This is a genomic window from Enterobacter sp. MGH 38 (assembly GCF_000492855.1).
Taxonomy (GTDB): domain Bacteria; phylum Pseudomonadota; class Gammaproteobacteria; order Enterobacterales; family Enterobacteriaceae; genus Enterobacter; species Enterobacter hormaechei_C.
Map to the genome: position 1 here is coordinate 445,149 of NZ_KI535608.1, position 20,092 is coordinate 465,240.

Annotated in this window: 19 protein-coding genes; 11 read left to right on the forward strand and 8 right to left on the reverse strand. The window is 56.4% G+C overall.

The features are described 5' to 3' along the window. Nucleotides 1-121 precede the first annotated feature (121 nt). The 7 genes from speFL to kdpF form a co-directional block, all read right to left on the reverse strand. Nucleotides 122-226: a leader peptide SpeFL gene (gene speFL / locus L384_RS22335; RefSeq protein ID WP_003858645.1), complete on the reverse strand. Its 105-nt coding sequence runs from the start codon at nucleotides 224-226 to the stop codon at nucleotides 122-124. A gap of 277 nt (nucleotides 227-503) precedes the next feature. Beyond that, nucleotides 504-1,181 (reverse strand): two-component system response regulator KdpE, encoded by a 678-nt coding sequence (kdpE, locus tag L384_RS09225; protein ID WP_003858643.1) that lies wholly within the window; start codon nucleotides 1,179-1,181, stop codon nucleotides 504-506. After that, nucleotides 1,178-3,865, reverse strand: a complete 2,688-nt coding sequence (gene kdpD, locus L384_RS09220) for a two-component system sensor histidine kinase KdpD (protein WP_023324324.1) — start codon at nucleotides 3,863-3,865, stop codon at nucleotides 1,178-1,180. The genes kdpE and kdpD overlap by 4 nt, the downstream gene beginning before the upstream one ends. Continuing rightward, the gene (gene kdpC, locus L384_RS09215; RefSeq protein ID WP_003858641.1) at nucleotides 3,866-4,441 is read right to left on the reverse strand and encodes a potassium-transporting ATPase subunit KdpC; all 576 of its coding nucleotides are present in this window, start codon (nucleotides 4,439-4,441) and stop codon (nucleotides 3,866-3,868) included. 12 nt (nucleotides 4,442-4,453) lie between these two features. Further along, nucleotides 4,454-6,502 (reverse strand): potassium-transporting ATPase subunit KdpB, encoded by a 2,049-nt coding sequence (gene kdpB / locus L384_RS09210; RefSeq protein ID WP_023324325.1) that lies wholly within the window; start codon nucleotides 6,500-6,502, stop codon nucleotides 4,454-4,456. Between the two features lie 18 nt (nucleotides 6,503-6,520). Then, nucleotides 6,521-8,200 (reverse strand): potassium-transporting ATPase subunit KdpA, encoded by a 1,680-nt coding sequence (gene kdpA / locus L384_RS09205; RefSeq protein WP_023324326.1) that lies wholly within the window; start codon nucleotides 8,198-8,200, stop codon nucleotides 6,521-6,523. Beyond that, on the reverse strand, nucleotides 8,200-8,289 hold the full coding sequence (kdpF, locus tag L384_RS21960; protein ID WP_003858638.1) for a K(+)-transporting ATPase subunit F: 90 nt from the start codon (nucleotides 8,287-8,289) through the stop codon (nucleotides 8,200-8,202). Before kdpF ends, kdpA begins: the two co-directional genes overlap by 1 nt. A gap of 310 nt (nucleotides 8,290-8,599) precedes the next feature. Here kdpF and L384_RS09200 point away from each other — a divergent pair, with 310 nt between their 5' ends. From L384_RS09200 to nei, 7 genes are all read left to right on the forward strand, one after another. Beyond that, nucleotides 8,600-8,806 (forward strand): YbfA family protein, encoded by a 207-nt coding sequence (locus L384_RS09200; RefSeq protein ID WP_003858637.1) that lies wholly within the window; start codon nucleotides 8,600-8,602, stop codon nucleotides 8,804-8,806. A gap of 598 nt (nucleotides 8,807-9,404) precedes the next feature. Beyond that, nucleotides 9,405-10,817 carry a deoxyribodipyrimidine photo-lyase gene (phrB, locus tag L384_RS09195; protein ID WP_023324327.1) on the forward strand — a complete coding sequence of 471 codons (1,413 nt, stop codon included), beginning with the start codon at nucleotides 9,405-9,407 and terminating at the stop codon, nucleotides 10,815-10,817. A gap of 10 nt (nucleotides 10,818-10,827) precedes the next feature. Beyond that, on the forward strand, nucleotides 10,828-11,571 hold the full coding sequence (locus L384_RS09190; RefSeq protein ID WP_003858635.1) for a type 2 GTP cyclohydrolase I: 744 nt from the start codon (nucleotides 10,828-10,830) through the stop codon (nucleotides 11,569-11,571). Nucleotides 11,572-11,585: 14 nt separating this feature from the next. Further along, a complete protein-coding gene (gene pxpB / locus L384_RS09185; protein ID WP_003858633.1) occupies nucleotides 11,586-12,242 on the forward strand; it encodes a 5-oxoprolinase subunit PxpB in 657 nt (218 codons plus the stop codon). Further along, on the forward strand, nucleotides 12,236-13,168 hold the full coding sequence (gene pxpC, locus L384_RS09180) for a 5-oxoprolinase subunit PxpC (RefSeq protein ID WP_023315643.1): 933 nt from the start codon (nucleotides 12,236-12,238) through the stop codon (nucleotides 13,166-13,168). The genes pxpB and pxpC overlap by 7 nt, the downstream gene beginning before the upstream one ends. Continuing rightward, complete coding sequence (pxpA, locus tag L384_RS09175) at nucleotides 13,155-13,895, forward strand: 5-oxoprolinase subunit PxpA (RefSeq protein ID WP_023324328.1); 741 nt, start codon at nucleotides 13,155-13,157, stop codon at nucleotides 13,893-13,895. The genes pxpC and pxpA overlap by 14 nt, the downstream gene beginning before the upstream one ends. A gap of 18 nt (nucleotides 13,896-13,913) precedes the next feature. Next, the gene (gene nei, locus L384_RS09170) at nucleotides 13,914-14,705 is read left to right on the forward strand and encodes an endonuclease VIII (protein ID WP_023324329.1); all 792 of its coding nucleotides are present in this window, start codon (nucleotides 13,914-13,916) and stop codon (nucleotides 14,703-14,705) included. Between the two features lie 85 nt (nucleotides 14,706-14,790). Here nei and L384_RS09165 read toward each other — a convergent pair whose 3' ends face one another. Further along, nucleotides 14,791-16,074, reverse strand: a complete 1,284-nt coding sequence (locus L384_RS09165; protein WP_003858624.1) for a citrate synthase — start codon at nucleotides 16,072-16,074, stop codon at nucleotides 14,791-14,793. 639 nt (nucleotides 16,075-16,713) lie between these two features. On the opposite strand from L384_RS09165, the gene sdhC reads away from it, so the two are divergent. The 4 genes from sdhC to sdhB are packed head-to-tail and all read left to right on the forward strand — an operon-like array spanning nucleotide 16,714 to nucleotide 19,957. After that, nucleotides 16,714-17,118: a succinate dehydrogenase cytochrome b556 subunit gene (gene sdhC, locus L384_RS09160; protein WP_026080740.1), complete on the forward strand. Its 405-nt coding sequence runs from the start codon at nucleotides 16,714-16,716 to the stop codon at nucleotides 17,116-17,118. After that, entirely contained in the window at nucleotides 17,112-17,459 is a 348-nt protein-coding gene (sdhD, locus tag L384_RS09155) for a succinate dehydrogenase membrane anchor subunit (protein ID WP_003858621.1), read from the forward strand. The genes sdhC and sdhD overlap by 7 nt, the downstream gene beginning before the upstream one ends. Beyond that, the gene (gene sdhA / locus L384_RS09150; RefSeq protein ID WP_003858619.1) at nucleotides 17,459-19,225 is read left to right on the forward strand and encodes a succinate dehydrogenase flavoprotein subunit; all 1,767 of its coding nucleotides are present in this window, start codon (nucleotides 17,459-17,461) and stop codon (nucleotides 19,223-19,225) included. Before sdhD ends, sdhA begins: the two co-directional genes overlap by 1 nt. A 15-nt stretch (nucleotides 19,226-19,240) precedes the next feature. Next, nucleotides 19,241-19,957: a succinate dehydrogenase iron-sulfur subunit SdhB gene (gene sdhB / locus L384_RS09145; RefSeq protein WP_003858617.1), complete on the forward strand. Its 717-nt coding sequence runs from the start codon at nucleotides 19,241-19,243 to the stop codon at nucleotides 19,955-19,957. Nucleotides 19,958-20,092 lie beyond the last annotated feature (135 nt).

The following is a 20,092-nucleotide window of genomic DNA, read 5'->3' on the forward strand; positions in this document are numbered from 1 at the left end:
AGTCCGCCCGGTTGCGGAGAATCTGAATCACAAGGAATGAGCGCAGGTGTTCACAGGCAACAGCCTGTAAAATAGCGTGTTTCAGGATAACCTGTAAGCAGATTCGCCAGAAGTCGAAGGACTACCGGGCGTTAAAGAGATGAAAGTCAAAACAGTTTCGGTGGGCAAACATCATGATATGTGTTGTCCGCCTTATATGGGGCATTAAACGATTATTGTTTTCCATGTTCAGTTTCCTTTCAGTAATTGAAAGCATGGTCATTTTATCCAGGAAAAAGGGATTAACTGTGAAACAGATCACCAATAACCGATCATTTCAGAAATAATTAGTCGTTTTGAGTGAATAACACAGATCAAAATGCTGTTTTGTTGGTTCGGTGTTAAATTGATGTTTTAATTGTGTTTAAAGAGGGCGAATATAGCCATGTAAATAATCTCATCGTTATTTTCATGGCTATATTCAGGCTGGTAAGTTTTTATTTAAAATGAAGGTGAATACTTATTCAGATCATAAACCGATATCCGATACCGGTTTCTGTTAATAAATGACGAGGACGCGCGGGATCGGCTTCAAGCTTCTGGCGAAGGTGTCCCATATAAATGCGTAAATAGTGACTATGCTCGACAGCATTCGGCCCCCAGACCTGGCTTAACAGCTGTCGCTGCGTTAACACTTTACCATGGTTATTGAGCAGCACGGCCAGCAGACGAAACTCAATAGGCGTAAGGTGGATCTCTTCTTCTCCTCTTACAATGCGGCGTGCAGCAAGATCGACGCGGATATCGCCAAAGGCGTACACCGGGTCGGAAGGGGAGGTGGCACTGTGTCGACGCAGCGCCACACGAAGCCGGGCCTGTAACTCGCCAATGCCAAACGGTTTGATCAGATAATCATCCGCTCCGGCATCCAGCGCGGCGATTTTATCCGTCTCTTCGGTGCGGGCAGAGAGCACCAGAATAGGCATCTGGCTCCACTGACGCACCTCACGAATAAAATCGATGCCGTCGCCATCCGGAAGTCCCAGATCCAGGATCACCAGATCTGGCTTGCGGGTCGCGGCTTCAATCAACCCTCGTTGAAGCGTTCCGGCTTCATGAACGCGCAAACCGTCGCCTTCCAGCGCGGTACGCAGAAATCGGCTGATAGCGAGCTCATCTTCAACAATCAGAACGTTAATCACAAATCCTCTGGTAATTCATCAAGTTCTGGTGGGCTTTCCAGAGGAAGTGTAACACAAAAGCGTGCCCCACCTTCCGGGCGGTTCTCTGCGGAAATGGTGCCGCCATGCACGTCGACAATCGCCTGGCAGATCGCCAGCCCCAGCCCAACGCCAGGAATGGCGGATTCCTTATTACCGCGCGCAAATTTTTCGAATATGGCGCGCTCCTGACCGGCCGGAATACCCGGCCCGTTATCCCAGACGTCGAGCCGCAGCACACGTTTATCCACCCTGGCAGCAATCCCCAGCCGGGCCTTTGCCCCGGCGTATTTAGCGGCATTTTCCAGAAGATTAATCAGCACGCGCTCAAACAGCGGGCCATCCACATGGATTAACGTCAGGGGTTCCGGCATGTCCAGCTCAATATGGCGCCCGCCGAGACCCGGCTCCAGCATCTTCAGCGCACTGCCGACAACCTCCTCAAGGGTGAGCCACTCTTTTTTGAGGTTAAACCCGCCGGACTGAATGCGCGCCATGTCCAGCAGGTTGTTCACCAGGCGCGTGGTATTCAGCACGTGCTGGCGAATTTCGCTGGCCTGCATCGCGTGCTTTGATCCTTCCGCCGCCAGATCCAGCGTCAGAATTTCGGACTGGCCAAACAGCACGGTAAGCGGCGTGCGCAAATCGTGAGACAGCGCTGCCAGCAGCGAGTTGCGAATACTTTCGCGCTCGCTTGCCAGCCGCGCCTGCTCTTCGCTGGCGGTGAGCGCCAGCCGTTCAAGGGCGCTGGCGACCAGCAGGGTGAAGGTTTCAAGCAGGCGCTGCTGCTCGGGGATCATCAGCTGACGCAGGTTAGACGGCTCGACGATGACCAGCCCGTGATTTTTATCCGCGCTGCGCAGCGGCAGGATCTGGTAAGGCACGCCGGGCAGCGTGTCGGTGCCGGCGCCGGCAGGTAAACCCTTATCGAAACTCCAGCGGGCAATCGCTTCATCCCAGGGCGTCATCCCCGAAGGGGAGGTCAGCGGGCGAAGGCGCCCTTGTTCGTCGGGGAGCAAAATCAGGTTACTGGCATGAAAGGTCGAACGGATAAACTGCTCGCTGGTCTGCACGATATCTCGCTGCGTGCGGCCAACCGCCAGCGATTTTGACATTTCATACAGATGGCGCGTGCGCTGCTCGCGATAGCGGGCAATGCGTGCCTGGTAGCGCACGCCTGCCGTCAGATTCCCGATCACCAGCCCGACGGTAAGCATCACGGCAAAGGTCAGAATGTACTGCACGTCCGAGACAGCAAGCGTCCCGCGCGGAGCAATAAAGAAGAGATCGAAGCTGATGACGTTGATCACCGTCGCCAGCACCGACGGCCAGCGGCCATAAAAGAGCGCGACCACAACGACGCCGAGCAGATAAATCATGACCAGATTGGCGGCGTCGAAGGCGATGAGCCACTGGCTGGCAATCACCGTAATCAGGGCGCAGAGGACCACGGCCACCATGCAGCCCCGGATCTGAATGCGCCATTTATCGCCAAAGGTGCGAGCGTCCGGCGTACGGTTGGGCAGGGGGGCGGGCTTGTCATCCAGCGCGACGATGACTAAATCAAGATCCGGCGCGCGGCGGGCCAGCCTGTCGGCAAAAGATTCGCGGCTAAACCAGCGGCGGTGCTGGCGACGTCCAATGACAATCTTGCCCAGGTTGTGCTCCCGCGCGTAGCGCAGAATGGCTTTATCTTCCTGCGGATCGGAAAGGGTTGCGGTTTCGGCGCCCAGCTCCTGCGCCAGCCGCAGCGCGCTCAAAATGGCGCGGCGCTGATTTTCCGGCAGGCCATGCAGCTGCGGCGTTTCGACGTAGACCGCGTGCCAGACGCTGCCAAACTTCGCTGCAAGCCGGGCGGCGGTGCGAACCAGTTTTTCGTTGCCGCTGCCGTGACCAATGCATAACAGAATGGCGTCCCGCGTGTGCCAGACGCGCTCTTGTCCCTGTAGGTCTCGCCAGGCGCGCATCTGGTCATCAACGCGATCGGCGGTGCGGCGCAGGGCCAGCTCGCGCAGGGCAATCAGGTTTCCTTTGCGGAAAAAATGTTCGATGGCGCGTTCGGCCTGGCCGGCAATATACACTTTGCCTTCATGCAGGCGCTGGCGCAGATCGTCCGGCGGCAGGTCAACCAGTACGACTTCATCGGCAGAATCAAAAAACGGATCGGGGACGGTTTCACGCACCTGGATACCGGTTACACCGCTCACCACGTCGTTCAGGCTTTCCAGATGCTGAACATTCACCGTGGTGAAGACGTCAATGCCTGCCTCAAGCAGCTCCTCAACATCCTGCCAGCGCTTCGGATGGCGGGAGCCTGGCGCATTGCTGTGCGCCAGTTCGTCCATCAGGATCAGGGCAGGGCGGCGGGCGAGGGCGGCATCAAGATCAAACTCCGTGACCAGCCGCCCGCGATGGCTGATACGCTGGGGCGGCTGCGTCGCCAGCCCCGTCAGCAGCGCAGCCGTCTCTTTGCGACCGTGGGTTTCCACCACGCCGATGAGAATATCAAGCCCCTGCGCCCGAAGCCGCTGGGCTTCCATCAGCATGGCGAAGGTTTTCCCGACACCCGCGCAGGCGCCGAAAAAAATTTTCAGCTTGCCACGGTGGGCTTCAGCCGTCTGTTCAAGCAGCCTGTCCGGATCCGGTCGCATGGGCTCGTCGGTCATTTAGTTCTTCCTTAGCGCATCCAGCGCCAGATTCAGCTCAACAATGTTCACTACCGGCATGCCGATGAAGCTGACCAGCGGCTTTTGCGTATGTTCTGCAACCAGCTGGCTCACCTGCTCGACGGTCAGCTGACGGGCGGCGGCCACGCGTGGGATCTGCCAGACCACCGCGTCCGGCGTCAGGCTGTAATCCAGCCCGCTCGCGGAGGCGGTGACCAGCTCAACCGGCACCTCACGGCTGGCCTGCGGATTCGCAGCGCGCAGGGCGGCAACGCGTTCAGCAATGGCTTTGTCCAGGTCAGGGTTACTGCCCGCCAGATTGCTGCCGCCGGAGGCCATTGGATTATACGGGCTTTCCGCAGTGGCGGAAGGGCGTCCCTGGAAGTAGCGTGGGTCCGTAAAGTTCTGCCCAATCAGACGCGAGCCGCGGTTTTCACCGTTCTGGATAATCAGCGAGCCGTTGGCCTGATCCTGAAACCACCACTGGCCCAGCGCGGTAGTCATCAGCGGGTAAAGCCCGCCGGTAATCAGAGACAGCAGAATAAACAACAGTATAGCGGGACGTAACATCGTCATTGGATCCACCTTTTAAACCAGCCCGAACAGCGTTAGCAACATGTCGATAACCTTGATCCCAATAAAGGGCACCACCAGCCCACCCAGACCGTAAATCCACAGGTTACGGCGCAGCATGGCGGCGGCCGTCAGCGGCTTATAGCTCACCCCTTTCAGCGCCAGCGGAATAAGAAAGACAATAATCAGCGCGTTGAAGATCACCGCGCTCAGAATGGCCGAGGCCGGAGAGTGCAGGTGCATCACGTTCAGGGCATTTAGCTGCGGGTAGGTTGCCGCAAACGCCGCCGGAATGATGGCGAAATACTTTGCCACGTCGTTGGCGATACTGAACGTGGTCAGCGAGCCGCGCGTCATCAGCATCTGCTTCCCGATGTGCACCACCTCGATCAGCTTGGTCGGGTTCGAGTCGAGATCCACCATGTTGCCCGCCTCTTTTGCCGCCTGGGTACCGGAGTTCATTGCCACCGCCACGTCGGCCTGCGCCAGCGCCGGGGCGTCGTTGGTGCCGTCGCCGGTCATCGCCACCAGACGACCTTCCGCCTGATACTGGCGAATGAGCGCCAGCTTCGCTTCCGGCGTCGCTTCGGAAAGGAAATCATCCACGCCCGCTTCGGCGGCAATGGCCGCCGCAGTCAGACGGTTATCCCCGGTGATCATCACCGTTTTAATGCCCATCTTACGCATCTGGGCGAAACGCTCTTTTATACCGCCTTTAACGATATCCTTCAGAGCGATCACCCCCAGAACGCTTGCACCTTCCGCCACCACCAGCGGGGTTGCCCCCTGACGCGCCACGCTTTCCACCAGATGGTCGACTTCCGGGGGGAAGTGTCCATTATTGGCTTCAATATGACGGCGAATGGCATCAACGGACCCTTTACGGATCATCCGGTCCTGAATGTTAATGCCGCTCATGCGGGTTTGCGCCGTGAAGGGAACGAACGTGGCGTGCAGGCTTTGTACGTCGCGCTGACGCAGGTTAAAGCGCTGCTTGGCGAGGATCACGATACTGCGGCCTTCCGGCGTTTCATCAGCCAGCGAGGAAAGCTGCGCCGCGTTAGCCAGCGTTTTTTCATCCACGCCGGGAGCAGGTAAAAAGTCAGAGGCCTGACGATTGCCCAGGGTGATGGTCCCGGTTTTATCCAGCAGCAGAACGTCTACGTCCCCCGCCGCTTCAACGGCGCGTCCGCTGGTGGCGATGACGTTCGCGCCCAGCATCCGGCTCATCCCCGCCACGCCAATCGCGGAAAGCAGGCCACCAATAGTGGTGGGGATCAGACAGACCAGCAGGGCGATCAGTACGGTGATGCTGACCGCTGTACCGCCGTAGGCGGAGAAGGGCCACAGGGTCGCCGTTGCCAGCAGGAAGACAATGGTGAGCGCCACCAGCAGAATGGTCAGGGCGATCTCGTTCGGCGTTTTACGACGCTGTGCGCCTTCCACCATGGCGATCATCCGGTCGAGAAAGGTTTCGCCCGGGTTAACGCTGCACTGGATCACCAGCCAGTCGGAAAGAATGCGCGTTCCGCCGGTAACTGAGGCGAAATCTCCGCCCGACTCACGGATCACCGGTGCGGATTCCCCGGTAATGGCGCTTTCGTCTACCGACGCGCCGCCCTCAATCACTTCCCCGTCGCAGGGGATGATGTCGCCGGCTTCCACCAGCACCACGTCACCTTTACGCAGTTCATCCGCCGGTACGTGGTCCATCTGCGCGCCGTATTTAGGTTCGCGTAATTTGCGCGCAAAGGCGGTTTTTTTGACCCCTTTCAGACTGTTGGCCTGCGCTTTACTGCGGCCTTCCGCCAGCGCTTCGGCGAAGTTGGCGAACAGCACGGTAAACCACAGCCACAGGCTGATGGCGCCGGTAAAGGTTGCATTCCCCAAAAGGTGTCCCGTTCCCATGGCAATCGCCAGTACGGTGGTGAGTAAACTTCCAGTCCAGACAATAAACATCACCGGGTTGCGCCACTGGACGCGCGGGCTCAGTTTTTTTACCGCATCCATGAGGGCCTGACGAACTAAGGTCGGTTCGAGCAGGGCCAGTTGTTTACGACTCATGACAAATTCTCCGCAAAATCAGCGTAAAGAGAGATATTCCGCAACCGGGCCTAACGCGAGGGCGGGGATAAAGGTCAGGGCACCTACCAGCAGAACGGTGCCAATCAGCAGGCCGACGAACAGCGCGCCGTGAGTCGGTAACGTACCGGTGGTGGTCGGCTGGATCTTCTTATTCACCAGTGTTCCGGCGATCGCCATGACGGGAATAATCACGCCGAAACGACCGACGAACATGCAGAACGCCAGCAGACAGTTCCAGAACGGTGAGTTGGCGCTTAACCCTGCAAAGGCGCTGCCGTTGTTGTTTGCGGCAGACGAAACGGCGTAAAGCACTTCGCTAAAGCCGTGAATGCCCGGGTTAAAGATGCCGCTGCGCCCGGCGTCGGTCATCAGCGCCAGCGCGGTACCGAGCAGCACAAGGGCGGGGGTGACCAGGATCGCCAGCGCGGTTAATTTCATTTCGCGGACGTCGATTTTTTTGCCGAGATATTCCGGCGTGCGGCCGATCATCAGCCCGGCGATAAACACGGCGAGCAGGACGAACAACAGCATGCCGTACAGCCCCGAACCGACCCCACCGAAAACTACCTCGCCAATCTGCATCAGCCACATCGGGATCATGCCGCCGAGCGCGGTGAAAGAGTCATGCATGGCGTTCACCGCCCCGCAGGAGGCCGCCGTGGTGACCACCGCATAGAGGCTGCTGGCAAGAATGCCGAAGCGGCTCTCTTTGCCTTCCAGGTTGATATTGCTGTTAGCCCCCAGCTGCATGAAGTGGCTGTTGCCGTTCCATTCGGCCCACATCACCAGTGCTACGCAGACCACGAAGATTAACGACATGGCCCACAGCAGCGTACGGCCCTGGCGGCGATCGTTAACTACATCGCCAAAGGCGAAGCAGAGCGCGGTGGGGATCAGGAAGATTGCCAGCATCTGTACAAAATTGGTTAACGCCGTTGGGTTTTCAAACGGATGCGATGAATTGGCGTTGAAGAAGCCGCCCCCATTGGTGCCCAGCATCTTGATTGCTTCCTGCGACGCCACCGGCCCCATTGGCAGGAGTTCCCTGGCCCCTTCAAGCGAGGTGAAAGGGGTATAAGGCAGCAGGTTTTGCAGAGTGCCTTGCTGAATAAAGAACAGGGCAATAATCAGCGCAACAGGCACCAGGATCCAAAGGGTGATGCGTGTGACATCAACCCAGGCGTTGCCGAGAGTGCTGACATTCTGACGGGCAAACGCGCGCGTCAGGGCGAAGATCACCGCGATACCGCTGGCCGCAGAAAGAAAGTTCTGCACGGTTAACCCGGCCATCTGGCTGAAGTAGCTGAGCGTGGTTTCACCGGCGTAAGACTGCCAGTTGGTGTTGGTGACAAAGCTGACCGCCGTGTTCAGTGCCAGATGCCAGGATAACCCCGGTAACTGCTGCGGGTTCAACGGCAGACTGCCCTGGAGTATTAGCAGCGTAAAGAGGGCAATAAGCCCCACGATATTCAGAAGCAGTATCGCCATCAGGTATTGGCGCCAGTTCATTTCCCGGTCGCTGATACCTGAAATGCGCCAGAGCACATTTTCAATATTACGCGTGCCCGGCAATGACACGTTGTTTATCAGCCGCGCCAGCGCTGTTCCCAGCGGCCTGGCGAGCACAAACAGTACCAGTAAAAAGCTGGCAATAAGCAAAAACCCCTGAGCAGCCATCAGAATGCCTCCGCATTAATCAGGGCATAAATCAGATAACCCAATAACAGGAACACCAGCACGATGCCGGCAATCAGACCTGCACTCACACTCCACCTCCGGGTGACTTTTGTTGTTGTACAAACGGTAGGATTTGTGGCGCAAAGATTTCGCAAAAATCAGAAGGGCAGGTGTAAAAAAAGTATAAAAAAGGGAAAAGCCACAATTTAACTATTGGTAAGTAAATCGTTAACTTTTTTGTAACTTAATTACAGGCATGAATGTAAATATTCACGAAATGGATGAAAATAAGTGGTCGGATGAGTAGTAAAATTACAAACAAAGCGGTATTATTTTAACCAGGTCACAGATTTCACATTTTCCGGAGACGGTTTCCGGCCAACTACAGGGGAGAAAAATATGGATCTTTATAAAGAGTTTCCGGCTCATATCATTTTCATGCGTCGCACTTTCGCCGTTGTGGCTGGCGTGCTGGCCCTGCCGGTGATGTTGTTCTGGAAAGATCGCGCACGTTTCTACAGTTACCTGCATCGCGTCTGGGCGAAAACCAGCGAGAAGCCGGTGTGGATGGATCAGGCCGAGAAAGCAACCTGCGATTTCTACTGATACGGTGTGACATCTTAGCCATAAAAAAACCGCCTACAGCAAAGTGGCGGTTTTTTTGTCCCTCGGGATTCGCGGTCCGTTGGGTAATCTTGCAGCCCCTACCCGGGATTTTTATCATACCCTTCTTTAAAAAGTTCGCAATCCACTTCACCTTTATAAATTCCTAATTTTACTGAAATAACTTACTTTTGGCGTTGGTGTTAATTATGATGCCACGTCCCTTTCCGCCATCTCGCAAATGGGCATCGGTCCTGGGAAAGGTGTATCCATAGCCGTAAAGCAGCCCGCCTACCCGGGCTTGTGTCCACCGATTTATCACCGGTGGTGATAGGTGGAGCGGTTAGCAGCAGGGACCGCATAGTGAAACGCTATTTATGCATTGCGTTCACTGTCGCCAGCGCACTCGTTGTAAAGAGTGATAAACCGGATGTGTTTATTGCCTTTACCCCGATAGTGCAGGACAAGTAGCGTTAAGGCCGCCTCGGGCGGCCTTTTTTATTTCATCCCGTCTACACTTCATGGCAAAGTAGTTCAATGCATGCCTTTTTCCTTTTACGGCATGCCCTTACGGACATAATGGACAATTGCCAGGAGTTTTATGCCCACCCATCTGGTTTGGTTTCGCGCGGATTTACGCATTCACGACAACTTCGCTCTCGCGGCGGCCTGCCGCGCTAAAGACGCGAATGTGCTGGCCCTGTTTATCGCCACGCCTGAACAGTGGCGGCAGCATGACATGGCGCCCCGGCAAGCGGCACTGCTCAGCGCGTATCTGAATGACCTGCAACATTCACTGGCCGAAAAAGGCATTCCGCTGATCTATAAAGAGGCCCATGATTTTGCCGCTCAGCGTCAGACGGTGCAGGCAATCTGCCAGCAGTACGCAGTAACGCATCTTTATTACAACTATCAGTATGAATTCAACGAGCAGCAGCGGGATCGTCAGCTGGAGAAATCCCTTGCGGGCGTGGTCTGTGAAGGCTTTGATGACAGCGTGATGCTCGCGCCTGGCAGCGTAATGACCGGCAGTCACGAGATGTATAAAGTTTTCACGCCGTTTAAAAATGCCTTTATCAAACGCCTGATAGAGGGACTACCTGAGTGCGTTACCGCCCCGTCCGTGAGAGGGGAAACGATAACGGATCTGCCGGCGATCAGGCTGAATTATCCCCAGCAGTCGTTCGATGAAACAGTATTCCCCGCCAGCGAGAAAGCGGCTATCGCCCGGTTGCGTCAGTTCTGCGCGCAGGGGGCGGTTGAGTACGAGGCGCGTCGGGATTTTCCAGCGATTGAAGGCACCAGCCGCTTGTCGGCCTGTCTAGCGCTGGGCGCGCTCTCTCCGCGCCAGTGTTTACATCGCCTGCTGGCGGAACAGCCTCAGGCGTTAGACGGGGGGGCGGGCGCAGTGTGGCTGAACGAACTGATCTGGCGTGAGTTCTATCGCCATCTGATGACGTATCATCCTGATTTGTGTAAACATCGGCCCTTTATTCGTTGGACCGAACAGGTACAGTGGCAGTCGAATGAGAATCTGCTTAAGGCATGGCAGCATGGGCTTACCGGCTTTCCGATTGTTGATGCGGCTATGCGGCAGCTCAATGAAACCGGGTGGATGCATAACCGTCTGCGTATGATTACCGCCAGCTTCCTGGTGAAGGATCTGCTTATCGACTGGCGAACCGGAGAGCGTTATTTTATCTCTCAGCTGATCGATGGCGATCTGGCGGCGAATAACGGCGGCTGGCAGTGGGCGGCCTCCACCGGAACGGATGCGGCTCCCTATTTTCGGATCTTCAATCCGACCACGCAGGGACAACGATTTGACGCCGACGGCGAGTTTATCCGCCGCTGGCTGCCTGAGCTTAAGGATGTCCCGGCCAAAGCCATTCATGAACCCTGGGTATGGGCGGATAAACAGCGTGTTACCCTGAACTATCCCCGTCCCATTGTCGACCATAAACAGGCGCGCGTCGCCACGCTGGCGGCGTACGAAGCCGCCCGAAAAGTTTGAGAGAATGATGATGAAAAACAGTGAACTGGAACGCCTGATTAACGAAAAACTCAACACGGCTTCGTTTAGCGACTACGGCCCGAATGGCTTGCAGGTGGAGGGGCGCGAGACGGTGCAAAAAATCATCACCGGCGTGACGGCAAGCCAGGCGCTGCTGGATGAGGCGGTGCGTCAGGAAGCCGATGCGGTGATTGTCCACCACGGTTATTTCTGGAAAAACGAATCACCGATTATTCGCGGCATGAAGCGCAACCGACTCAAAACGCTGCTGGCGAATGACATCAACCTGTACGGCTATCACCTGCCGCTCGATGCGCATCCTGAGCTGGGGAACAACGTTCAGCTTGCGCAACTGTTGGGGATTACCGTGATGGGTGAAATTGAACCCCTGGTGCCGTGGGGCGAACTGTCGATGCCGGTTCCGGGTCTGGAGCTGGCCTCGTGGATCGAAGCGCGCCTGGGGCGTCGTCCGCTGTGGTGCGGCGACACCGGGCCGGATACCGTGAAGCGCGTGGCATGGTGCACCGGCGGCGGCCAGGGCTTTATTGACAGCGCGGCGCGTTTTGGTGTCGACGCCTTCATTACCGGCGAAGTCTCCGAGCAGACTATCCACTCAGCCCGTGAACAAGGCCTGCATTTTTACGCGGCGGGCCATCACGCCACCGAGCGTGGCGGCATCCGCGCCCTCAGCGAGTGGCTGACGGAAAATACCGATCTGGATGTGACGTTTATTGATATCCCTAATCCGGCCTGATGAGAGGTAGTTAAGTGCAGCGAGCGCGTTGTTATCTTCTGGGTGAAACCGCAGTGGTTCTGGAACTTGAGCCTCCGGTGACGCTTGCCACGCAAAAGCGTATCTGGCGTCTGGCTCAGCGACTGCCCGAGCTACCCGGCGTGGTTGAAGCTATTCCGGGTATGAATAATATCACCGTGGTGCTGCGTGATCCGCACACGGGGGCGCTGGATGCCATTGAGCGTCTGCAACGCTGGTGGGAGGAGAGCGAGGCGCTGGAGCCGGAATCGCGGACGATTGAGATCCCGGTTGTCTATGGCGGCAAGGGAGGCCCCGACCTTGGCGTGGTGGCCGAGCACTGTGGATTAACGGAGAAGCAGGTTGTGGAGCTGCATAGCTCAGTCGACTATGTTGTCTGGTTTTTGGGATTTCAGCCGGGTTTCCCCTATCTGGGCGGGTTATCGCCCCAGCTGCATACGCCGCGCCGGGCTGAGCCACGCCTGAGCGTACCGGCGGGCAGCGTGGCGATTGGTGGCGAGCAAACGGGAATTTATCCGCTCGCTTCACCGGGAGGCTGGCAGCTGATTGGGCACACGTCCACGCCGTTATTTGAACCAGGCCAGGACGCGCCCATACTCCTGCGTCCGGGGGATACGCTGCGCTTTATCCCGCAGAAGGAGGGAGTATGTTAACGCTTATTCGCGCAGGGCTTTACACCTCGGTACAGGATGCCGGGCGTTTTGGGCTGCGTCAGTCGGGCGTGAGCTACTGCGGTGCGCTTGATCGTCCCTCGCTGGAGATTGCCAACCTGCTGGTAGGTAACGCAGGCAGCACGGCGGCGTTAGAAATTACGCTGGGTCAGTGCGTGATTGAGTTTGGTCAGGAAACCTGGTTTGCCTTAACCGGCGCGGGCTGTGACGCAACGCTGGACGGCAAAGCGGTGTGGACCGGCTGGCGCCTGCGGGCGAAGGCCGGGCAGCGTCTGACGCTCAAGCGTCCTCTGCACGGCGTGCGCAGCTATCTTGCGGTAGCGGGGGGGATCGACGTGCCGGAGGTGCTGGGCTCATCCAGCACCGACCAGAAAGCGGGAATGGGCGGCCATGAAGGACGGCTGCTGCGCGACGGCGATCGTCTGCGAATAAAGACCTCAACGCGCCATTTCACCACCACGCAGGGCGTGAAACAGCTGCTGTGGGGGAACGTGATCCGCGCCTTACCAGGACCGGAATACCAGGAGTTTGATGAAGCCGCGAAAGAGTCTTTCTGGCGCTCGCCGTGGAAGATCAGCCCGCAGAGTAACCGCATGGGTTACCGGCTTCAGGGCCAGCCGCTGACCCGCACAACTGACCGGGAGCTGCTTTCCCATGGTCTGTTGCCGGGGGTGATTCAGGTGCCAGGCAACGGACAGCCCATTGTACTGATGAACGATGCGCAAACCACGGGAGGATATCCGCGTATTGCCTGCATTATCGAAGCGGATCGCTACCATCTGGCGCAAATTCCTCTCGGTCAGCCAATTCATTTTGTGCAGTGTTCGCTGGAGGAGGCACTGAAAGCCCGGCAGGATCAGCAGCGTTATCTCGAACAGCTTGCGTGGAGGCTCGATGGTAAAGATTGATTTAAACGCCGATCTGGGAGAGGGCAGCAGCGCCGATGCGGCGCTGATGACGCTGGTTTCCTCGGTGAATATCGCCTGCGGGTTTCATGCCGGCGATGCGCAGACTATGCTGGCGAGCGTGCGCAATGCCATGAAAAACGGCGTGGCGATAGGCGCTCACCCCAGCTTTCCGGACCGGGAAAACTTTGGCCGCACGGCGATGGATCTGCCGCCTGAGACGGTTTACGCGCAAATGCTCTACCAGATCGGCGCGCTGGAGGCGATAGTGCGCGCTGAGAATGGCGTGTTGCGCCACGTCAAGCCGCACGGCATGCTCTATAACCAGGCGGCGAAAGATCCGGTGCTGGCGGATGCCATTGCCCGCGCGGTGCGGGACTGCAATCCGCGTCTGGTGCTGGTGGGCCTGGCGGGCAGCGAGCTTATTCGTGCCGGCGAACGGCTGGGGCTGAGTACGCGGCAGGAAGTGTTTGCCGATCGGGGATACCTGCCGGACGGCAGCCTGGTTCCGCGCACGCAGGCCGGTGCGCTGATCACCGACGAAGGTAAAGCGCTGGCGCAGACGCTGGAGATGGTGCGCTTCGGGCGAGTAACTTCAACGGAGGGTACAACGGCAAACGTTCAGGCTGATACGGTGTGCTTACACGGTGACGGCGAGCATGCGCTCCAGTTTGCGCGACGTCTGCGAGCGGCGTTCTCGGAAGAGGGCATTGTTGTCAGCGCAGAATAATCATGAAAGGACAATAACATGCCAGAAGGTCCGGAGATCCGCCGCGCGGCGGATAGCCTGGAGGCGGCGATAAAGGGCAAACCTCTGACACACGTCTGGTTTGCCTTTCCTCAACTCAAACCGTTTGAAGCGCAGCTGGTGGGACAGACGGTGACCCATATTGAAACGCGCGGCAAAGCGTTACTCACCCACTTTTCCCATAACCTGACGTTATACAGCCATAATCAGCTTTACGGCGTCTGGCGGGTGGTGGAGGCGGACGAGCAGCCGCAAACGACCCGCGTGCTGCGCGTGCGGCTACAAACGGCGGATAAGGCGATCCTGCTCTACAGCGCTTCTGATATCGAAATGTTAACGCCGGAGCAGTTGCTCACGCACTCGTTCTTACAGCGGGTTGGGCCGGACGTGCTGGATATGCGCCTGACGGCGAGCGATGTGAAGGCCCGGCTGCTATCGCCCACATTCCGCAACCGGCAGTTTTCCGGCCTGTTCCTTGACCAGGCCTTTCTCGCCGGGCTTGGCAACTACCTGCGGGTGGAGATCCTCTGGGAAGTCGGGCTGGCACCGCAGCACAAAGCTTCTCAGCTGAGCGATGAACAGCTGGAGGCGCTGTCCCACGCGCTGCTGGACATCCCGCGGCTGTCGTACAACACGCGTGGCATCGTAGATGAAAACAAGCACCACGGGGCGCTGTTCCGGTTCAAGGTGTTTCATCGGGCGGGGAAGAAGTGCGAGCGGTGCGGCGGGATTATCGACAGGATTATGCTCTCTTCGAGACCCTTTTACTGGTGTCCACATTGTCAAAAATAAACAAGCCGGGTGGCGGCTACGCCTTACCCGGCCTACGTTTCGCATTTGTAGGCCCGGTAAGCGGTAGCGCCACCGGGCTTAACTTTTAGCGCTTCAGGTCAGACTTAAAATCACGCTGCTCGTAGCCGGTATACAGCTGACGAGGACGGGCGATTTTCATGCCTTCGCTGTGCATTTCGTTCCAGTGCGCAATCCAGCCCACGGTACGCGCCATGGCGAAGATCACGGTGAACATGGAAGACGGAATGCCCATCGCTTTCAGAATAATGCCAGAGTAGAAATCGACGTTCGGGTAGAGTTTCTTCTCGATGAAGTACGGGTCGTTCAGCGCGATGTGTTCCAGCTCCATCGCCACTTCCAGCAGATCATCTTTGGTGCCCAGCTCTTTCAGCACTTCGTGGCAGGTCTCACGCATGACGGTCGCGCGAGGGTCGTAGTTTTTGTAAACACGATGACCGAAGCCCATCAGACGGAAGGAGTCATTCTTGTCTTTCGCGCGGCGCACGAACTCAGGAATATGCTCAACGGAGCTGATCTCTTCCAGCATCTTCAGTGCTGCTTCGTTCGCGCCGCCGTGCGCCGGTCCCCACAGGGAGGCGATACCCGCAGCGATACAGGCGAACGGGTTCGCGCCGGAAGAGCCTGCGGTACGGACGGTAGAGGTCGAGGCGTTCTGTTCGTGGTCAGCGTGCAGGATCAGAATACGGTCCATTGCGCGTTCCAGCACCGGGTTCACTTCATACTCTTCGCACGGCGTGGAGAACATCATGCGCAGGAAGTTACCCGCGTAGGAGAGGTCGTTGCGTGGATACACAAACGGCTGACCGATAGAGTATTTGTAACACATCGCCGCCATGGTAGGCATTTTGGAGAGCAGACGGAACGCCGCGATATCACGGTGACGTGGGTTATTCACGTCCAGAGAATCGTGGTAGAACGCCGCCAGCGCACCGGTAATACCGCACATAACCGCCATCGGATGAGAGTCACGACGGAACGCATGGAACAGACGGGTAATCTGCTCATGGATCATGGTGTGACGGGTCACGGTGGTTTTAAATTCATCGTATTGAGCCTGCGTCGGTTTTTCGCCGTTCAGCAGGATGTAGCACACTTCCAGATAGTTGGATTCGGTGGCTAACTGATCGATGGGGAAGCCGCGATGGAGCAGGATACCTTCGTCACCGTCAATGTAGGTGATCTTGGATTCGCAAGATGCGGTGGAGGTGAATCCAGGGTCAAAGGTGAATACCCCTTTGGAACCCAGCGTACGGATATCAATAACATCCTGACCGAGCGTGCCTTTTAGCACATCCAGTTCAATAGCATCATCACCATTTAGGGTGAGTTTTGCCTTTGTATCAGCCATTTACGGTCTCCTTAGCGCCTTATGCTTAAGACTGCGCTTTACCGGATTTGCTTTCAGCTGTTAATCATCGTTACCAGATTGTTATTTGGCTTACCGCTCAGCTCACGAGGAGAAACCAGGGTACAGAGCTATGGCGCCTTGCAGGTAAACGAATGAAATATCAGTGAAACAACAGCAAATCAGCGTTTTTGCAGTCCGAATTATTCAAACCTGTATATCACTAATAACTGTCCTGATAACTTCGGTCAATACCATCACACTGTTACATAACTATTTGTCAGGTGAAAGAGAGACCTCATAACTTTTGCGCATTATATGCCTTTTCTGATGACGTTTGTAACAATATTGTTTAACATTTGTCAAATCAGATGATTAAAATTTAAAAAGATGTTGTTATCGTGACCCCGATCACTGTTCCAGAGAAAACCCAACAAACTGTATGTAGGTTAATTGTAATGATTTTGTGAACGGCCTATACTGCCGCCAGGTCTCCGGAACACCCTGCAATCCCGAGCCACCCAGCGTTGTAACGTGTCGTTTTAGCATTTGGAAGCAATGTTTTGCATGACGCGCAGTTATAGAAAAGGAACGCTGTCTGACCCGCATCGCAGTCCGGAGGAAGGAAACAATAAGAACAGCATGTGGGCGTTATTCATGATAAGAAATGTGAAAAAACAAAGACCTGTCAATCTGGATCTCAAAACGATCCGATTCCCTGTAACAGCAATAGCGTCCATTCTGCACCGTGTTTCTGGTGTGATTACGTTTGTGGCGGTCGGTATCTTGCTGTGGTTACTGGGAACCAGCCTCTCATCCCCTGAAGGATTCCTCCAGGCCTCAGCCATCATGAACAGCTTCTTCGTGAAATTTATCATGTGGGGCATTCTGACCGCGCTGGCCTATCACGTGGTTGGTGGCGTTCGCCATATGCTGATGGACTTTGGCTACCTGGAAGAGACGTTCGAGGCCGGTAAACGTACCGCTAACATTTCATTTGTGATCACTGTCGTGCTTTCACTTCTCGCAGGAGTTCTCGTATGGTAAGCAACGCCTCCGCATTAGGACGCAACGGCGTACATGACTTCATCCTGGTCCGTGCTACCGCCATCGTTCTCACCCTTTACATCATCTATATGATCGGTTTCTTCGCGACCAGCGGGACGCTGACGTGGGAAATCTGGAGTGGTTTCTTCGGATCGGCCTTCACCAAAGTGTTCACCCTGCTGGCCCTGTTCTCCATCCTTATTCATGCCTGGATTGGCATGTGGCAGGTGTTGACCGATTACGTTAAACCGCTGGCGATTCGCCTTCCGCTGCAACTGATTATTGTTGTTGCTCTGCTGGTTTACGTCATTTATGGATTTGTTGTGGTGTGGGGTGTGTAATGAAACTGCCAGTCAGAGAATTTGATGCTGTTGTGATTGGTGCGGGTGGCGCAGGTATGCGCGCCGCACTGCAAATTTCCCAGAGCGGCCAGACCTGTGCGCTGCTCTCTAAAGTATTCCCGACCCGTTCCCACACAGTGTCTGCGCAGGGCGGTATCACCGTTGCGCTGGGTAATTCCCATGAAGATAACTGGGAATGGCACATGTACGATACGGTAAAAGGTTCCGATTACATCGGTGACCAGGATGCCATCGAATATATGTGTAAAACCGGCCCGGAAGCGATTCTGGAGCTGGACCACATGGGTCTGCCGTTCTCCCGTCTGGAAAATGGCACCATCTATCAGCGTCCGTTTGGCGGCCAGTCGAAAAACTTCGGCGGCGAGCAGGCGGCACGTACCGCAGCGGCGGCTGACCGTACCGGCCACGCGCTGCTGCACACGTTATATCAGCAGAACCTGAAAAACCACACCACCATCTTCTCCGAGTGGTATGCGCTGGATCTGGTGAAAAACGCCGATGGCGCCGTGGTGGGTTGTACCGCCCTGTGCATCGAAACTGGTGAAGTGGTCTACTTCAAAGCCCGCGCTACGGTGCTGGCGACCGGCGGTGCAGGCCGTATTTACCAGTCCACCACCAACGCCCACATCAACACCGGTGATGGTGTCGGTATGGCTATCCGCGCGGGCGTGCCGGTCCAGGACATGGAGATGTGGCAGTTCCACCCAACCGGTATCGCCGGGGCGGGCGTACTGGTGACAGAAGGCTGCCGTGGTGAAGGTGGCTACCTGCTGAACAAACATGGCGAGCGCTTCATGGAGCGTTATGCGCCAAACGCGAAAGACCTGGCGGGCCGTGACGTGGTGGCGCGTTCCATCATGATCGAAATTCGTGAAGGCCGCGGCTGTGACGGCCCTTGGGGTCCACACGCGAAGCTGAAACTCGACCATCTGGGTAAAGAAGTGCTGGAATCCCGTCTGCCGGGCATTCTGGAGCTGTCCCGCACCTTCGCGCACGTCGACCCGGTGAAAGAGCCAATTCCGGTTATCCCAACCTGTCACTACATGATGGGCGGTATTCCGACCAAAGTGACCGGTCAGGCGCTGACCGTGAACGAGCAGGGCGAAGACGTGGTCATCCCTGGCCTGTTCGCGGTAGGCGAAATCGCCTGCGTATCCGTGCACGGCGCAAACCGTCTGGGCGGCAACTCCCTGCTGGACCTGGTGGTATTTGGTCGTGCGGTGGGGCTGCATCTCCAGGAATCTATTGCCGAGCAGGGCGCGCTGCGTGATGCGACCGACGACGAAATCGATGCCTCTCTTGAGCGCCTCAACCGCTGGAACGGCAACCGTAACGGCGAAGATCCGGTGGAAATTCGTAAAGCGCTGCAAGAGTGTATGCAGCACAACTTCTCGGTATTCCGTGAAGGTGACGCGATGGCCAAAGGGCTTGAGCAGCTGAAAGCGATTCGCGAGCGTCTGAAGAATGCCCGTCTGGACGATACCTCCAGCGAGTTCAACACCCAGCGCGTTGAGTGCCTTGAGCTGGATAACCTGATGGAAACCGCGTTCGCGACCGCGATGTCGGCAAACTTCCGTACCGAAAGCCGTGGCGCCCATAGCCGCTTCGACTTCCCGGATCGTGATGACGAAAACTGGCTGTGCCATTCCCTGTATCTGCCAGAGTCGGAAACCATGACGCGTCGTAGCGTTAATATGGAACCGAAACTGCGTCCGGCGTTCCCGCCGAAGATTCGTACTTACTAATGCGGAGACAGGATAATGAAACTCGAATTCTCAGTTTATCGTTATAACCCGGATGTAGACGATGCTCCGCGTATGCAGGATTACACCCTCGAAGCGGAAGAAGGTCGCGACATGATGCTGCTGGATGCCTTAATCCAGCTGAAAGAGAAAGATCCTACGCTGTCGTTCCGTCGCTCCTGCCGTGAAGGGGTGTGTGGTTCTGACGGTGTGAACATGAACGGCAAAAATGGCCTGGCCTGCATCACGCCAATTTCTGCGCTAAACCGCCCTGGCCAGAAAATTGTTATCCGTCCTCTGCCTGGCCTGCCGGTCGTGCGTGATTTGGTGGTGGACATGGGGCAATTCTATGCACAATATGAGAAGATTAAGCCTTACTTATTGAATAATGGGCAAAATCCACCCGCTCGCGAGCACTTACAGTCTCCTGAGCAGCGTGAAAAACTCGATGGGTTGTACGAGTGTATTCTCTGTGCATGCTGTTCAACGTCATGCCCGTCGTTCTGGTGGAATCCGGATAAATTTATCGGCCCTGCGGGTCTGCTGGCTGCCTATCGCTTCCTGATCGACAGCCGCGATACCGAAACCGAGAATCGTCTGGAAGGGCTAAGTGACGCTTTCAGCGTATTCCGCTGCCATAGCATCATGAACTGCGTCAGTGTGTGTCCTAAGGGGCTGAACCCAACGCGCGCCATCGGCCATATTAAGTCGATGTTGTTGCAGCGCAGTGCATAAGTAGTGAGAGGGGAGCGCTGTTCCCCTCACCCTAACCCTCTCCCAAAGGGAGAGGGGACAGATTGCAGAAACCTTTAAAAACTGCCCTGAAGTTTAGACAGTTTCTAAAGGTTCCTTCGCGGGCCAAATGAAAAG

What these genes read in the sequence shown, in the direction of transcription:
- speFL (WP_003858645.1), bottom strand. Translation starts at nt 226, where the DNA reads ATGGAAAACAATAATCGTTTAATGCCCCATATAAGGCGGACAACACAT.
- kdpD (WP_023324324.1), bottom strand. Translation starts at nt 3,865, where the DNA reads ATGACCGACGAGCCCATGCGACCGGATCCGGACAGGCTGCTTGAACAG.
- kdpC (WP_003858641.1), bottom strand. Translation starts at nt 4,441, where the DNA reads ATGACGATGTTACGTCCCGCTATACTGTTGTTTATTCTGCTGTCTCTG.
- kdpB (WP_023324325.1), bottom strand. Translation starts at nt 6,502, where the DNA reads ATGAGTCGTAAACAACTGGCCCTGCTCGAACCGACCTTAGTTCGTCAG.
- kdpA (WP_023324326.1), bottom strand. Translation starts at nt 8,200, where the DNA reads ATGGCTGCTCAGGGGTTTTTGCTTATTGCCAGCTTTTTACTGGTACTG.
- L384_RS09200 (WP_003858637.1), top strand. Translation starts at nt 8,600, where the DNA reads ATGGATCTTTATAAAGAGTTTCCGGCTCATATCATTTTCATGCGTCGC.
- phrB (WP_023324327.1), top strand. Translation starts at nt 9,405, where the DNA reads ATGCCCACCCATCTGGTTTGGTTTCGCGCGGATTTACGCATTCACGAC.
- L384_RS09190 (WP_003858635.1), top strand. Translation starts at nt 10,828, where the DNA reads ATGAAAAACAGTGAACTGGAACGCCTGATTAACGAAAAACTCAACACG.
- pxpC (WP_023315643.1), top strand. Translation starts at nt 12,236, where the DNA reads ATGTTAACGCTTATTCGCGCAGGGCTTTACACCTCGGTACAGGATGCC.
- pxpA (WP_023324328.1), top strand. Translation starts at nt 13,155, where the DNA reads ATGGTAAAGATTGATTTAAACGCCGATCTGGGAGAGGGCAGCAGCGCC.
- nei (WP_023324329.1), top strand. Translation starts at nt 13,914, where the DNA reads ATGCCAGAAGGTCCGGAGATCCGCCGCGCGGCGGATAGCCTGGAGGCG.
- L384_RS09165 (WP_003858624.1), bottom strand. Translation starts at nt 16,074, where the DNA reads ATGGCTGATACAAAGGCAAAACTCACCCTAAATGGTGATGATGCTATT.
- sdhC (WP_026080740.1), top strand. Translation starts at nt 16,714, where the DNA reads ATGTGGGCGTTATTCATGATAAGAAATGTGAAAAAACAAAGACCTGTC.
- sdhD (WP_003858621.1), top strand. Translation starts at nt 17,112, where the DNA reads ATGGTAAGCAACGCCTCCGCATTAGGACGCAACGGCGTACATGACTTC.
- sdhA (WP_003858619.1), top strand. Translation starts at nt 17,459, where the DNA reads ATGAAACTGCCAGTCAGAGAATTTGATGCTGTTGTGATTGGTGCGGGT.
- sdhB (WP_003858617.1), top strand. Translation starts at nt 19,241, where the DNA reads ATGAAACTCGAATTCTCAGTTTATCGTTATAACCCGGATGTAGACGAT.